The sequence below is a fragment of the Clostridium massiliamazoniense genome (genome assembly GCF_001403635.1).
Classification (GTDB): domain Bacteria; phylum Bacillota; class Clostridia; order Clostridiales; family Clostridiaceae; genus Sarcina; species Sarcina massiliamazoniense.
Genome location: NZ_LN879466.1, coordinates 532259 through 548288 on the forward strand (window position 1 = coordinate 532259; position 16030 = coordinate 548288).

Annotated in this window: 8 protein-coding genes, 1 tRNA gene, 3 rRNA genes and 1 riboswitch; all 12 genes read left to right on the plus strand. The window is 34.2% G+C overall.

All coding sequences use genetic code 11. The annotated features are described in order from the left end of the window. The first annotated feature begins 849 nt into the window (after positions 1-849). The 12 genes from yjeM (at position 850) to ftsH (ending at position 15972) form a co-directional block, all read left to right on the plus strand. On the plus strand, positions 850-2412 hold the full coding sequence (gene yjeM, locus ARA19_RS03360) for a glutamate/gamma-aminobutyrate family transporter YjeM (protein ID WP_055069532.1): 1563 nt from the start codon (positions 850-852) through the stop codon (positions 2410-2412). 305 nt (positions 2413-2717) lie between these two features. Then, positions 2718-3515 (plus strand): hypothetical protein, encoded by a 798-nt coding sequence (locus ARA19_RS03365; protein ID WP_055069533.1) that lies wholly within the window; start codon positions 2718-2720, stop codon positions 3513-3515. Between the two features lie 388 nt (positions 3516-3903). Next, positions 3904-5417: ribosomal RNA gene (locus ARA19_RS03370) — 16S ribosomal RNA — on the plus strand. A 67-nt stretch (positions 5418-5484) separates the two neighbouring features. Further along, entirely contained in the window at positions 5485-5616 is a 132-nt protein-coding gene (locus ARA19_RS18090) for a hypothetical protein (protein ID WP_278321661.1), read from the plus strand. A gap of 113 nt (positions 5617-5729) precedes the next feature. Next, a 23S ribosomal RNA gene (locus ARA19_RS03375) occupies positions 5730-8638 on the plus strand. 50 nt (positions 8639-8688) lie between these two features. Beyond that, positions 8689-8806, plus strand: a 5S ribosomal RNA gene (gene rrf, locus ARA19_RS03380). The 16S, 23S and 5S rRNA genes sit together here with 1 tRNA gene alongside, the layout of an rRNA operon. 5 nt (positions 8807-8811) lie before the next feature. Continuing rightward, positions 8812-8886: transfer RNA gene (locus tag ARA19_RS03385), tRNA-Glu, on the plus strand. A 531-nt stretch (positions 8887-9417) separates the two neighbouring features. Then, positions 9418-10110, plus strand: coding sequence for a DNA/RNA nuclease SfsA (sfsA, locus tag ARA19_RS03390; RefSeq protein WP_055069534.1), 693 nt, complete (start codon positions 9418-9420; stop codon positions 10108-10110). A gap of 39 nt (positions 10111-10149) precedes the next feature. Beyond that, a complete protein-coding gene (locus tag ARA19_RS03395; protein ID WP_055069535.1) occupies positions 10150-10689 on the plus strand; it encodes an NAD(+) diphosphatase in 540 nt (179 codons plus the stop codon). Positions 10690-10857: 168 nt separating this feature from the next. Then, positions 10858-11037, plus strand: a riboswitch (Lysine riboswitch). Between the two features lie 281 nt (positions 11038-11318). After that, positions 11319-12614, plus strand: coding sequence for a diaminopimelate decarboxylase (lysA, locus tag ARA19_RS03400; protein WP_055069536.1), 1296 nt, complete (start codon positions 11319-11321; stop codon positions 12612-12614). Between the two features lie 503 nt (positions 12615-13117). Beyond that, on the plus strand, positions 13118-13666 hold the full coding sequence (lepB, locus tag ARA19_RS03405) for a signal peptidase I (protein WP_055069537.1): 549 nt from the start codon (positions 13118-13120) through the stop codon (positions 13664-13666). A gap of 104 nt (positions 13667-13770) precedes the next feature. Further along, positions 13771-15972 carry an ATP-dependent zinc metalloprotease FtsH gene (gene ftsH / locus ARA19_RS03410; RefSeq protein WP_084764203.1) on the plus strand — a complete coding sequence of 734 codons (2202 nt, stop codon included), beginning with the start codon at positions 13771-13773 and terminating at the stop codon, positions 15970-15972. Positions 15973-16030: the final 58 nt, after the last annotated feature.

Sequence of the window (16030 nt, forward strand, 5' to 3'; positions counted from 1 at the left end):
AAGTTTATTTAAAGTTTTCTGGTTTTATTTCATAGCAACTAAAATATTTTCGGGGTGATGTATAGTTGCAATATACCTTTTCATGAGTTTGTACTATATTTTATCAAATAGTTTTAAATTATTAAATCAAGAATTTAAAACTTTATTTAAAAACTTCCTCTGAAAAAAGTTTAACTTTATTAAAATATTAAAAACAGATACATATATTATACAAATATTAAGCAACCTTATAATGTAAAAAAACAATAAAAAGTATTGGGATAGAGGAGAAATAAAATTATTTATTAGGATTATTAGAAGTAATGTTAATAATATGTTTTTTTACTGGCTAATATTTTGATAAATTATTAGTGAAATTGGGTAAAATAAAACAAAATAGTAATTTAGAATTTTAAATATTAAAAAAATATAAACAAAATAGAAAAGGGATTATAAATAAAATAAGAAATATCTAATAGATGCCAGTAAATATAAGAAATAGGGCGATTTTTGTAAAAAGAAAAAAATTAACAATTTATTAATATTTAAAGAAATGATGAATAAATAGATAAAAAAATATTAAAATGATATTCTTATTATCAGTTTGAAAAAACTTAAATTTCTCCTAAATAACATAGGTGTAAAAAAAAGCTCAAAATATTAATAAATTAATTATAAAATTATATTTTTATTAAAAAATAATCAATAAAATGATTATAATAAGATAGAAAAGATAAAGGGCTTAATTTTACAAAATAATAATAGAAAGTATAATTTTATTTACGAGGGAATTATAATTAAATTTAATTTTTTTCGAAAAAATAGAAGAAATTATACTTAATTTTTTTCATAAACAAAAGAAGTGGGGGGATTTTATTGAGCAATAGTACTAAAAAGAAATTAACATTAATACCATTGGTATTACTTATATTCAGTTCAGTTTTTGGATTCAATAATATGCCAAGAGCATATTATTTAATGGGATATGCTGCTATACCTTGGTATATATTTGGAGCTATAACATTTATGATACCTTATGCATCAATGATTGCAGAATATGGTGCTGCATTTAAAGATGAAAAAGGTGGTATTTATTCATGGATGTCTAAAAGTGTAGGACCTAGATATGCATTTGTAGGAACTTTCATGTGGTTCTTCTCATATGTAATATGGTTAGTAAGTACTTCATCAAGTATATGGGTTCCTCTTTCAACAGCTATTATAGGATCAGATAGCACTTCAAAGTGGACAGTAATGGGATTAAGTTCAACACAAGTAATAGGAATACTAGGGGTTCTATGGATAATATTCATAACTTTTGCTTCATCAAGAGGATTAGATAAAATTAAAAAGATTACATCTATTGGGGGGACAGCAATAACATTATTAAATGTTGTTTTAATAGTTGGTGCAATAGTTGTATTTATATTAAATAAAGGGCAATTAGCTCAACCAATATCAGCACATTCATTTGTGCAAGGACCAAATCCTGCTTATGGAAGTATAATTGCTATGATGTCATTTGCTGTATTTGCAATATTTGCTTTTGGTGGATTGGAAGTAGTTGGTGGACTTGTTGATGAAACTGAAAATCCAGTAAAAACATTCCCAAAAGGAATTATAATGTCAGCTATTATAATAGCAATAGCTTACTGCTTAGGAATATTCATGGTTGGTGTATTTACTAACTGGAATGATACTTTAAGCGGATCAAATGTAAACATGATAAATGTATCTTATGTAATAATGAATAATTTAGGAGTTACTTTAGGTCAAGGTTTAGGATTATCTATGGCAGTTTCAACACAAATTGGTTCATGGATAGCAAGATTCGTTGGTATATCAATGTTCTTAGCTCTTACAGGTGCGTTCTTTACACTTGCTTATTCTCCAATTAAGCAATTAATAGAAGGAACACCAAAAGAAATATGGCCTAAGAAATTAACAAAATTAAATGATAAAGGAATGCCTTTCAATGCTATGTTAGTTCAATGTATAGTAGTTGTAGTTATTATATTAGGAACTTCATTTGCAGGACAAGATGCATCAGAGTTCTTCTCAAAATTAGTACTAATGACTAATGTTGCTATGACTGTACCATGTATATTTGTAGCAGGTGCTTACTATAGCTTTAAGAAGAATGAAAATATAAAGAAACCATTTGCTATATTCAAAACAAAAGCTGCTGCTTTAATAGCTAGTATATCAGTTGTAGTAGTTGTTGGATTTGGTAACTTAGTTACTATAATAGAGCCAGCTTTACAAGGTAATTTAGAAAATACCATTTGGATGATAGGTGGACCAGTATTCTTTGCAATAGTAGCATTACTATTATATTGGAATGCTGAAAGAAGAATGAAAAAACAAGGTAAAGTTTTAGGAGTAGATTCATTAGATGATGAAGAGGAAACTGAAACTATAAAAAGAGCTTAATTTAAAAGGAGCATCTTAAAGTGGAGTTTATTTACTTTAAGGTGTTCTTTTTTTAGTATATTTTTTAAAAGTGAATAATTAATATTTGAAGATTAATATTAATTATTCCTACCTTTGTGTTTTAAATTAAAAAATTTAATATGGAAAATAGTAATTTTTAATTTTTTTATATTAAATAAGATATAGATAACATAATATTTTAAAGTTTATAAACCTTATATTAAAAAATGCTAAAATAGATAAATTTTCCTTATTACTTTGAAGGTATATAATAAGTCCATTAAGACTTGGAAGGAGGGCTTTAGATGGGAGATAATAAGTTAAATGAGGAAGAGTTAAATTTAGAAAAAGAAAATATAAGTATTGATGAAAAAATAAAGATAATAAAAGAAAATGAAAAATTTAAGTTAAATAAACAGGGTAATTTAAATGACATGATATATAAAGAAGCTGAAGAAGAATATAGCCGAATAAAAGATTTAAACAAAATGTTAGATGAAGAAATTAGGTATGTGTATTCTAAAATAGATAAGGCTAATAGAAAATGGATATTAGATGATTTTAGAAGTTATTTATATGAACATAATGATGGATATGTATGTGCTAGAATATATCATCATAAAGATGCAAAAGAATTGAAAGCTAGATTGAAAAAATTTAAAAATAGCAATAAAGACAAAAATATTAAAATAGTTATAGCAGATAAAATAGATTATAGAAGTATAAAAATAGATGGAGATATAGATAAAGAAAAAGTAGTTACTTTACTTAAGAGTTGGGTTTTCTATTCCAATACAACAGTAGAATATAATAAAACAAAATTTTTCCCAACTGATTTTAATAAATCATTAATGTATAAAGTTAAAGTTGCAGGGTTAATGTTTATAGCTATAGGAATTTCACTTGCTGTATGTATTGCATTAATAGCAACTATATTTATAGCTTCTGAAGCTGAAGTAGGAAATATAGGATTTGAAGAAATATTTTTCTTTGGCTTCTTCGGCAATAATAATAAAAGAGAGGAAAGAAGAAGCTATAAAAAAAGAAAACAATCACCTTTAAATAAATGGTTTAACAACTTGAAAGAAAGTTTATTATATTAATTACAAAGCTACGTTACACTTAAAAAAGTTGTGTTATTTCGTACTCTTTACCGAGCGTATCATTGGTCTAAAAACTTAGAAAATAAGAGTTATTTAAAGAAAAAAGCTAATAATATTTATAAAAGAAGGAATTTAACTTGAAAAGGCAAGAAACTGTGTGTTAAGATAAAACACGTCGCTGAGGCAAGTAAAGTGATCAACAAGATTAAGGCCTTGAAAAAGAGTTTTAAAAAAGTGTTGACATAATAAAGCTGAGGTGATAAGATAAGAAAGTCGCTTGAGGGCGACAGAGTAAAAATGATATTTGAAAATTAAACAGACGAATTTATTATAAACCAGCAATTCTTTTATGTTTTTAAATTAAAAGCGAAAGCTTGAGATTAAACTTTTATTTGAGAGTTTGATCCTGGCTCAGGATGAACGCTGGCGGCGTGCCTAACACATGCAAGTCGAGCGATGAAATTTCCTTCGGGAAATGGATTAGCGGCGGACGGGTGAGTAACACGTGGGTAACCTGCCTCATAGTGGGGGATAGCCTTCCGAAAGGGAGATTAATACCGCATAACATCATTAGATGGCATCATTTAGTGATCAAAGGATTTATTCGCTATGAGATGGACCCGCGTCGCATTAGCTAGTTGGTAAGGTAATAGCTTACCAAGGCGACGATGCGTAGCCGACCTGAGAGGGTGATCGGCCACATTGGGACTGAGACACGGCCCAGACTCCTACGGGAGGCAGCAGTGGGGAATATTGCACAATGGGGGAAACCCTGATGCAGCAACGCCGCGTGAGTGATGACGGTCTTCGGATTGTAAAGCTCTGTCTTTGGGGACGATAATGACGGTACCCAAGGAGGAAGCCACGGCTAACTACGTGCCAGCAGCCGCGGTAATACGTAGGTGGCGAGCGTTATCCGGAATTATTGGGCGTAAAGGGAGCGTAGGCGGATAATTAAGTGGGATGTGAAATACTCAGGCTCAACCTGGGGGCTGCATTCCAAACTGATTATCTAGAGTGCAGGAGAGGAGAGTGGAATTCCTAGTGTAGCGGTGAAATGCGTAGAGATTAGGAAGAACACCAGTGGCGAAGGCGACTCTCTGGACTGTAACTGACGCTGAGGCTCGAAAGCGTGGGGAGCAAACAGGATTAGATACCCTGGTAGTCCACGCCGTAAACGATGAATACTAGGTGTGGGGGTTTCAACACCTCCGTGCCGCCGCTAACGCATTAAGTATTCCGCCTGGGGAGTACGGTCGCAAGATTAAAACTCAAAGGAATTGACGGGGACCCGCACAAGCAGCGGAGCATGTGGTTTAATTCGAAGCAACGCGAAGAACCTTACCTACACTTGACATCCCTTGCATTACCCTTAATCGGGGAAATCTCTTCGGAGACAAGGTGACAGGTGGTGCATGGTTGTCGTCAGCTCGTGTCGTGAGATGTTGGGTTAAGTCCCGCAACGAGCGCAACCCCTATTGTTAGTTGCTACCATTAAGTTGAGCACTCTAGCGAGACTGCCTGGGTTAACCAGGAGGAAGGTGGGGATGACGTCAAATCATCATGCCCCTTATGTGTAGGGCTACACACGTGCTACAATGGCAAGTACAGAGAGACGCAAAACCGTGAGGTCGAGCAAATCCCTTAAAACTTGTCCCAGTTCGGATTGTAGGCTGAAACTCGCCTACATGAAGCCGGAGTTGCTAGTAATCGCGAATCAGAATGTCGCGGTGAATACGTTCCCGGGTCTTGTACACACCGCCCGTCACACCATGAGAGTTGGCAATACCCAACGTCCGTGAGCTAACCGCAAGGAGGCAGCGGCCTAAGGTAGGGTCAGCGATTAGGGTGAAGTCGTAACAAGGTAGCCGTAGGAGAACCTGCGGCTGGATCACCTCCTTTCTAAGGAATTAACATCTTAGGATAACTAAGATGAAATGGGAATTGCGTAAATTCAGTCTGTTTAATTTTGAGATACCATTTAGGTATTCAAAATTGTTCTTTGAAAATTGCACATAAATATGATGATTATAGATATATGTTAAAGCATATAACTTTACTATTCTTTGTAAAAGAGAACTATATAACTAGAATATGTTAAAAGAAACAAGTAGTACGATGACACAATGAAGCAAGCAACAGAATTTACTTTGTTAAATGAGTAGCGAAGCAAAACAGTGGAAGAAGTAATACGAAGTTTATTTTAATATAATAGGTCAAGCTACAAAGGGCGTATGGTGAATGCCTTGGCATCAGGAGCCGATGAAGGACGTGATAAGCTGCGATAAGCTTCGGGTAGGCGCAAATAGCCTGAGATCCGGAGATCTCCGAATGAGGAAACTCACATGGGAAACCCCATGTATCCATAAATGAATACATAGTTTATGGAAGGTAAACCCAGGGAACTGAAACATCTAAGTACCTGGAGGAAGAGAAAGAAAAATCGATTTTCTTAGTAGCGGCGAGCGAAAAGGAAAGAGCCCAAACCAGAAATTTATTTCTGGGGTTGCGGACATAGCATAAAAGTGAAGGCTATTGTAACTGAAGAGAACTGGAAAGTTCCACCGTAGAAGGTAATAGTCCTGTAAGTAAAACGAGAAGATCACGAGCTATGATCCAGAGTACCACGAGACACGTGAAACCTTGTGGGAAGCAGGGAGGACCACCTCCCAAGGCTAAATACTACCTGATGACCGATAGTGAAGCAGTACCGTGAGGGAAAGGTGAAAAGAACCCCGGGAGGGGAGTGAAATAGAACCTGAAACCGTATGCCTACAACCGTTCAAAGCCCCTTATGAGGGTGATGAAGTGCTTTTTGTAGAACGAGCCAACGAGTTACGATATGTTGCGAGGTTAAGTACTTAAGGTACGGAGCCGAAGGGAAACCGAGTCTGAATAGGGCAACTAGTAGCATGTCGTAGACCCGAAACCGGGTGACCTATCCATGGCCAGGTTGAAGCGAAGGTAAAACTTCGTGGAGGACCGAACCACGTTGCTGTTGAAAAAGCATGGGATGAGCTGTGGATAGCGGAGAAATTCCAATCGAACTCGGATATAGCTGGTTCTCCTCGAAATAGCTTTAGGGCTAGCGTCGGGTAATTAAGTACTGGAGGTAGAGCACTGAATGGGCTAGGGGGCATAGCGCTTACCGAACCTTATCAAACTCCGAATGCCAGATACTCGTACCCCGGCAGTCAGACTACGAGTGATAAGACCCGTGGTCAAAAGGGAAACAGCCCAGATCGTCAGCTAAGGTCCCAAAGTGTAAGTTAAGTGGGAAAGGATGTGGGATTTCTAAGACAACTAGGATGTTGGCTTAGAAGCAGCCACTCATTTAAAGAGTGCGTAATAGCTCACTAGTCGAGAGATCCTGCGCCGAAAATGTAACGGGGCTAAACTTACCACCGAAGCTACGGACTTGAATTTATTCAAGTGGTAGAGGAGCGTCGTAATCGGGCTGAAGTCATACCGTAAGGAGTGGTGGACTGATTACGAGTGAGAATGTTGGCATTAGTAGCGAGATGTGAGTGAGAATCTCACAGGCCGAAAACCTAAGGTTTCCTCAGGAAGGCTCGTCCGCTGAGGGTTAGTCGGGACCTAAGCCGAGGCCGAAAGGCGTAGGCGATGGACAACTGGTTGATATTCCAGTACCACTACCATCGTTATTATCGATGGCGTGACGCAGGAGGATAGGATGTGCTAGCTGTTGGATTAGCTAGTCTAAGCATTTAGGGAGTTAAGGTAGGCAAATCCGCCTTAACAATTCTGAGATGTGATGGGGAAGGCTCTACGGAGCTGAAGTATCTGATTCCACGCTGCCAAGAAAAGCGTCTAGAGAGAGAAGTAGTGCCCGTACCGCAAACCGACACAGGTAGGTGAGGAGAGAATCCTAAGGCCGGCGGAAGAATTGCAGTTAAGGAACTCGGCAAATTGACCCCGTAACTTCGGGAGAAGGGGTGCCTACGAGAGTAGGCCGCAGAGAATAGGCCCAAGCAACTGTTTAGCAAAAACACAGGTCTCTGCTAAAGCGTAAGCTGATGTATAGGGGCTGACGCCTGCCCGGTGCTGGAAGGTTAAGGGGAATGCTTAGCGCAAGCGAAGGTATGAACTTAAGCCCCAGTAAACGGCGGCCGTAACTATAACGGTCCTAAGGTAGCGAAATTCCTTGTCAGGTAAGTTCTGACCCGCACGAATGGCGTAATGATTTGGGCACTGTCTCAACTGCAAATCCGGCGAAGTTGTAGTGCGAGTGAAGATGCTCGCTACCCGCGATTGGACGGAAAGACCCCGTAGAGCTTTACTGTAGCTTAGCATTGAATTTCGGTATTGTCTGTACAGGATAGGTGGGAGGCTTTGAAGCTAGGACGTCAGTCTTAGTGGAGCCAACCTTGGGATACCACCCTGATAGTACTGGAATTCTAACTGGAGGCCATGAATCTGGTCACAGGACATTGTTAGGTGGGCAGTTTGACTGGGGCGGTCGCCTCCTAAAAAGTAACGGAGGCGCCCAAAGGTTCCCTCAGAACGGTCGGAAATCGTTCGAAGAGTGCAAAGGCAGAAGGGAGCCTGACTGCGACACATACAGGTGGAGCAGGGACGAAAGTCGGGCTTAGTGATCCGGTGGTTCCTCGTGGGAGGGCCATCGCTCAACGGATAAAAGCTACCTCGGGGATAACAGGCTGATCTCCCCCAAGAGTTCACATCGACGGGGAGGTTTGGCACCTCGATGTCGGCTCGTCGCATCCTGGGGCTGAAGTAGGTCCCAAGGGTTGGGCTGTTCGCCCATTAAAGCGGCACGCGAGCTGGGTTCAGAACGTCGTGAGACAGTTCGGTCCCTATCCGTCGCGGGCGTAGGAAATTTGAGAGGAGCTGTCCTTAGTACGAGAGGACCGGGATGGACTGACCTCTGGTGTACCAGTTGTTCCGCCAGGAGCACAGCTGGGTAGCTACGTCGGGAAGGGATAAACGCTGAAAGCATCTAAGCGTGAAGCCCCCCTCAAGATAAGATTTCCCATAGAGTAATCTAGTAAGACCCCTTGAAGACTACAAGGTTGATAGGTCGGAGGTGTAAGCATGGTAACATGTTCAGCTGACCGATACTAATAGGTCGAGGGCTTGATCTAATAAATAGAATCACATATTTAGTGCAATTTTCAGAGAACAAATTCTCTAATCTGGTAATTATGTTTCTTAGGGTAACACCCGTTCCCATTCCGAACACGAAGGTTAAGCCTAAGAAAGCCAATGGTACTGCATGGGTGACCGTGTGGGAGAGTAGGTTGTTGTCAGGTCCTTTGGCCCCTTGGTCAAGCGGTTAAGACACCACCCTTTCACGGTGGTAACAGGGGTTCGATTCCCCTAGGGGTCACCAAAAAAAGCTATGATTTAAAATCATAGCTTTTTTATTTTGTTTTTATTTCAGATTTATATTCAGCTATTATTAACTATTTTAATTTATAGTGAGCTAAATCTTTTTAAATTTATAAAAAGGACGTTTGCTTCTTCAAATCTTACTATATATAGACTTTTCTTTCATGGAAAATTTATTTAATCATATTATTTTTCATATCTTTTGAATGAATCATTTTATTATTTATATATTATTTTCTAAATATTTCACTACTAATTTAATTTTTATTACTTTTTTATTTTGTCAACTGCTGATTACTTAGATTCAATTGAAGTGGAAACATCTGTATTTAAGAATAAAAGGAAACTTTCATGATTTAATTTCTATGATATTATTAGATTTAAAATTTAATCTTTTTAGGATTATAGGTGTAGATACTAGTAAATAGAAGAATAGACTATTACAGATATTAATTATCAGATAAAAATTAGACAGTATATAAAACTTATAATAAAATTAAGTTAATAAGACTAAAAGATGAGGTAAAAATTAATGTATTATAATAAAAAAATTGTAGAAGCAAAATTTCTAGAAAGGCCTAATAGATTTCAGGGATATGTTGAACTAAATGGTGAAAGAATATTAACAAGGGTTCCGAATACAGGGAGATGTAAGGAAATTTTAATAGAAGGTTGTACTATTTTACTTAGGGAGGAGAACAACCCTAAAAGAAAGACAAGATATGATTTAATAGGGGCATATAAAGGTGAAAAACTCATAATTATAGATTCTCAAATACCAAATAAAGTTGTTGAGGAAGCTTTAATAAATAAAAAAATAGGTAAACTTACAAAATACAATATAATAGAGAGAGAAAAAACTTATGGAAAATCAAGATTTGATTTTAGATTATCTAATGATGATGGAGAAATTTATTATTTAGAAGTAAAGGGAGTAACTTTAGAAAATAATAAACACTGCAAGTTTCCTGATGCACCAACAGAAAGAGGAAAAAAACATATATTAGAATTAGTTGATGCCATTGAAAAGGGATACAAAGGTGGAATATTGTTTTTAATACAATTAGAAGATGTATATGATTTTACACCAAATTATGAAACAGATCCAGCCTTTGGAGAAGCTCTTAAATTTGCGAAAGATAGAGGAATTGATATTTTTGTTTATAATTGTAAGGTTACAAAGGAAGAAATTACTTTATTAGACCAAAAGGATATAATTTTATAGGATATTTTGGTTAAATTTTATAGTATAAGGAGATTATTTATGAAGTATAAATATTGTCCTCATTGTGGAGGAGAATTAGAGATAAAATATAGCTATGATGAAGGTGGAGTACCATATTGTAAGAAGGATGATATAATGTTTTTTGATGTTCCTAAGCCTTGCATTGTAGTTGCTGTAATTAAAGGTGAAGAAGTATTATTATTAAAACAAAGTTATATATATAAAAATTCAAAGGTTTTACTTTCTGGATATGTTGGACTTGATGAGAGTGTTGAGGAGGCTATAAAAAGGGAAGTAAGAGAAGAAGCTGGGATAGAGGTATCAGATATAAGCTACTTAGGTAGTGATTTTGTTCCCAATAAAGAGTTACTTATGCTAACATATATAGCTAAATATAAGTCAGGTGAATTAACTAAATCAGAAGAAGTTGAAGATTTAGGATGGGTTAATTTAGAGTTAGCTTTAGATGAAATGAAAGAAGATTATATAGGTCAAAAAATAATAAATAAAATCTTAGATAAATCATTTGAAGAAAGTTTAGTAGCATTTAAGGCTGTTGACAATATAGTAGAATTATAAGTTTTTCCTAAGGGAGAATGAATATATATAGAATATATAGAATATTTATAATGTAAAATGTATAAAATTTTAATAAAAATAAAAAAATATATTGATTTCTAGGTGAAATGTGGTAACATTATAAGTAACTAAAAAGTACAATTAAAAATGATAAAATAAATTTAATATAAATCCTGTAGAGGTGCTGAAATCAAGAGTAATTATTAAGAGCTAGGAAAGCGATGAGGAATAATGAAAGGGAAATCAGCCGAAGATATATATTTCCAAGATATATTTCTGGCTGTATGTATAATATACATATAGCTGTCACTTTTTTAAGTTTGCTAAAAGTGGAGTGCTATCAGGTGTTAATTATCTACATAATATATAGATAAAATAACATTAAATAGACACCCATCGCATTAGCGGTGGGATTTTTTATTCACACTTATAATTAACAATCTAAGCAAGCGCTTGTAAAATAAGATTTAATTCAAGTGGAATCTAAAAGCCAATTGAATTTTTAATTAAATTTGTAGAGCGTAGTACAGCAATAGTCTATCTTTAGTAAAGAGGTAGTATTGAAGTTCTAATCGATTAGATAAAATAGGGTTTTTGTTAAAAAAATTATGAAATTAGGAGGAATAAAAATGAAGTTATTTGGGGCTATGAAAATAGAAGATAATGAATTAACTATTGGAGGAATAGGGGCTAAAAAATTAGCAGAAGATTATGAAACACCTCTATATATTATGGATGAAAATTTAATAAGAAAAAATTGCAGGGATTATTATAAAGGCTTTAAGTGTGATGAAAGTGGTAACAAAGTTACTTATGCAGGAAAAGCATGTATGGCTTTATCAATTTGTAAAATCATTGCAGAGGAAGGTTTATATCTAGATGTTGTTTCTGGTGGAGAATTATATACTGCATATAAAGCTGGTGTTCCTATGGAAAGAATATATTTTCATGGAAATAATAAAACAGCAGATGAAATTGAGTTAGCTGTGAAATTAGGTGCTGGAATTTTTATTGTAGATAATTACAATGAATTAGGCCTATTAAATGAAATAGCTAAAAAATATAATAGGATTCAAGAAATTTTCATAAGAATTACACCAGGAATAGAAGCACACACTCATGAATATATTCAAACTGGTCAAATAGATTCTAAATTTGGATTTACTTTAGAAGAAGAAAATATAAATAAAGTAATAGATAAAATATCAGACCTTACCAATGTAAAATTAATAGGTCTTCATAGCCATATAGGATCGCAAATATTTGAATTAAAGCCATTTGAAGATGAAGTTGAAATAATGCTAGGGCTTATGAATAAAATATATAGAGAAAAAGGGATTCTTCTTACTGAATTAGATCTAGGTGGTGGATTTGGAATCTACTACACAGAAGAAGATAAGCCAAAAAGTACTGAGGAATATTGTAGTACAATTTTAAATAAAGTTGATGAGGTTTGTAAAAAATTAAACTTTAAAAAACCTACACTTAGTATAGAACCAGGAAGAAGTATTGTTGGTAATGCAGGGACAACTTTATATACTGTAGGTGCTATAAAAAGAATTCCAGGGGTTAGAACTTACGCTTCAGTAAATGGAGGAATGGCTGACAATATAAGACCAGCATTATATGAAGCAAAATATGAATGTATGGTTGCTAATAGAGTTGAATCAGAAGAAAATGAAGTTGTCACTATAGCGGGAAAATGTTGTGAATCAGGTGATATACTTATTAGATCAGTAAATTTACCAAAGCTTTTATCAGGAGATTTATTAGCTATAATGAGTACAGGAGCTTATGGATATTCAATGGCTAATAATTATAATAGAATAGGAAGACCAGCTATGGTAATGATAAAAGATGGCGTATCTAGAATTGTTTGTAAAAGAGAAAGTTACGATGACCTAATACAAAATGAAGAATTTTAAAGTTGTTTTCATAAATATGGAATTAAAAAGAGATGTATCTTTAATTTAGATGCATCTCTTTTATTAATTAATCATATAAATATTTTATTGAAAAGAAATTTATCTATAAATTGAGCGTCAATTCAAATAGAGATAACTCACAAGTAGAGATATCGTTTCTATATATAAAGTATGAAAAGTGAATTTCTGAATTGGTAAAAACTATGAAGGATAAATAATAATATATGTTTTATACAAATAATATAAAGAAAATATAATTAAAATATGGTATACTTAATAGTGAATATTTTATAAAGTCTTAATAAGCCTAAAAGGGAAACTTTACCTAATTTAAATTTAAGGTTAGTAGCATTTGACATTGAATTGAAAAAAAATTGTGGTATAGTATATTAAATTTTTATTATAATTTTTGTGTTTTTTGATAAGAATGTAATATATGTGGCTTAAAAGTTTGAAAGTATTAAAGAAGGGGAAAATATAATAGAATAGAGAGGGTGGATGCTATGAATGGAAAGGTTGGAAAGTCGAGCACATCGATGAAGATATTCAAAGATTGGATTTTACCGGTATTATGTGCTGTAATTATAGCCTTCCTAATAAGTAAGTTTTTAGTTTTTAAAGTGGAGGTTCCAACTGGATCAATGAAACCTACTGTTGAACCTGGGGATCAAATATTTGTAACAAGAATATATTCTCCAAGTCAAATAAAACGTGGAGATATATTAGTGTTTGAAAAACCTGGTGAAAAACATTATCTTTTAAAAAGAGTAATAGGAATGCCTGGAGATACTGTTGATATAAAAGATAATGGGGATGTATACATAAATGGGAAGGAATTATCTGAACCATATGTAAAATATCCAGAGGATAAGGGTGGAGTATACCATGTACCAGAAGGTGAATACTTCATGTTAGGTGATAATAGAGCAGATAGTAATGATTCTAGGTATTGGAAGGATCCATATATTCCTTTTAATGATATAATAGCTAAAACATGGCTTAGAGTATATCCTTTTAATAGGTTTGGATTCTTAAATAGAAACACTCAATAATTATGTTAAAATTATTTAGGTAAAATGATATTTCAAAATAAGATTTAATTCTATGATTTTATAGAATTAACGAATATAGAGTGGATAAGAAAGGAAGAGACAGTATGTTTAAGGGAAATAAAAAGATAGTATATGCATTAATTTATGCTATTATTGTTCTTGGCATAATAATGACCTTTAATTATGCTAAAGTAGAAATGACTACGCAGACAATTCCTTATAGTCAATTCAAGACTATGCTGGTTGCTAATGAAGTGCAATCAGTAGTGGTGGAAGGTAATGAAATTCAGGTAACACCTAAAAAAGGTACTAAAGATGCTGGAAAAACATTGTATGTAACAAGAATGAACGATCCTGAATTAGTTTCATCTTTAGAAAAGGCAGGAGTACAATTCGAGGCTAAGGTTCCTCAAACATTCCCAATGACAGAGTTCTTATTATCATGGATATTACCATTTGCATTTTTAATGATAATTGGAAGATTCATGTTCGGAAGAATAGATAAGAGAATGGGTGGAGGTGTAATGTCTTTTGGTAAGAATAATGCTAAAGTTTATGCTGAAGCAGAAACTGGTGTAACTTTTGATGATGTAGCTGGGCAAGATGAAGCTAAAGAATCATTAAAAGAAATAGTTGATTTCTTACACGATACTGAAAGATATGTTTCAATAGGAGCAAAGCTTCCTAAAGGAGCACTTTTAGTTGGTCCTCCAGGAACAGGAAAAACATTATTAGCTAAAGCAGTAGCTGGTGAAGCAAAAGTTCCATTCTTTTCTTTAGCAGGTTCAGATTTTGTTGAGATGTTTGTTGGTATGGGTGCAGCAAGAGTAAGAGACTTATTCAAGCAAGCAGAAGAAAAGGCTCCATGTATAGTATTTATAGATGAAATAGATGCTATAGGTAAGAGTAGAGAAGGTTCTATTCAAGGAAATGATGAAAGAGAACAAACTCTTAACCAGTTACTAACAGAGATGGATGGTTTCGATTCATCTAAAGGTGTAGTTATTTTAGCTGCTACAAATAGACCAGAGGTTCTTGATAAAGCACTTTTAAGACCAGGTAGATTTGATAGAAGAGTTATTGTAGATAGACCAGATTTAATTGGTAGAGAAGCTATATTAAAGGTACACGCTAAAGATGTAAAAATGTCTAAAGAAGTTTCACTTGAATCTATAGCAAAGGCTACTCCAGGAGCTGTAGGAGCAGACCTTGCTAATATAGTTAATGAAGCAGCGTTAAGAGCTGTTAAACGTAATAGAAAACTTGTTGTTCAAGAAGATTTAGAAGAAGCTGTTGAAATAATCATTGCTGGTAAAGAAAAAAGAGATAGAATAATGACTAGCAAAGAGAAAAGAACTGTTGCTTACCATGAAGTTGGGCATGCATTAGTTGCAGCACTTCTTAATAATACAGATCCAGTTCACAAGATAACAATAGTTCCTAGAACAATGGGAGCTTTAGGTTATACAATGCAATTACCAGAAGAAGAAAAATACCTTCTAACAAAAGAAGAAATGCTAGAACAAATAGCAGTTATGTTTGGTGGTAGAGCAGCAGAGGAAGTTGAATTTGGAAGAATAACAACAGGAGCATCTAATGATATTGAAAGAGCTACACAATCTGCTAGAAATATGGTTACTTTATATGGTATGAGTGATAGATTTGATATGATGGCTTTAGAGTCAGCAAGTAACAGATATTTAGATGGTAGAAATGTTATGAATTGTTCAAATGAAACAGCAACAATAGTTGATGAAGAGGTGTTAAAAATAATTAAAACTTCTCACCAAATGGCTATAGATATATTAGAAGATAATAAAGAGCTTTTAGATAAAATATCTGGTGTATTATTAGAAAAAGAGACAATAATGGGTGATGAATTCATGGCTCTTGTATATGAAAAATATCCAGAGAAAAAAGAAAAAATGGAAGCTTTAAAGAAAGAAAAAGAAGAACTTAAAAAAGCAGCTAAAGCTAAGAGATATGAAATGGAAGAAGCTAGAAAAGAAAAAGAAAAAGAACTTATAGCTGCAACCAATGAAGAAGCTAAGGCTATGGAACAAGAATATGATCTTCTTACTCAATCTCCAGAGGAAATGGATAAGAATGAAGAACTTCTTCAAGAAGTAGAAAAACAAATAGCTGCTGAAAGACCAAAGATTTTAGAACTTCAAAAAGAAGAATTAAATCTTGAAAAAGAAGTTATAGAAAAAGAGGAAAAAATAAAAGAAATAGATGAAGAGCTTAAAAAAGAATATCCTCAAGAAGAGAAGAAGCCAGAAGCTCCAGAAAATAAAGATAAGTAAAAAGAGATCGAAAGGTCTCTTTTTTTAAAGATTTTAAATTTTAATATTTTATGCTATA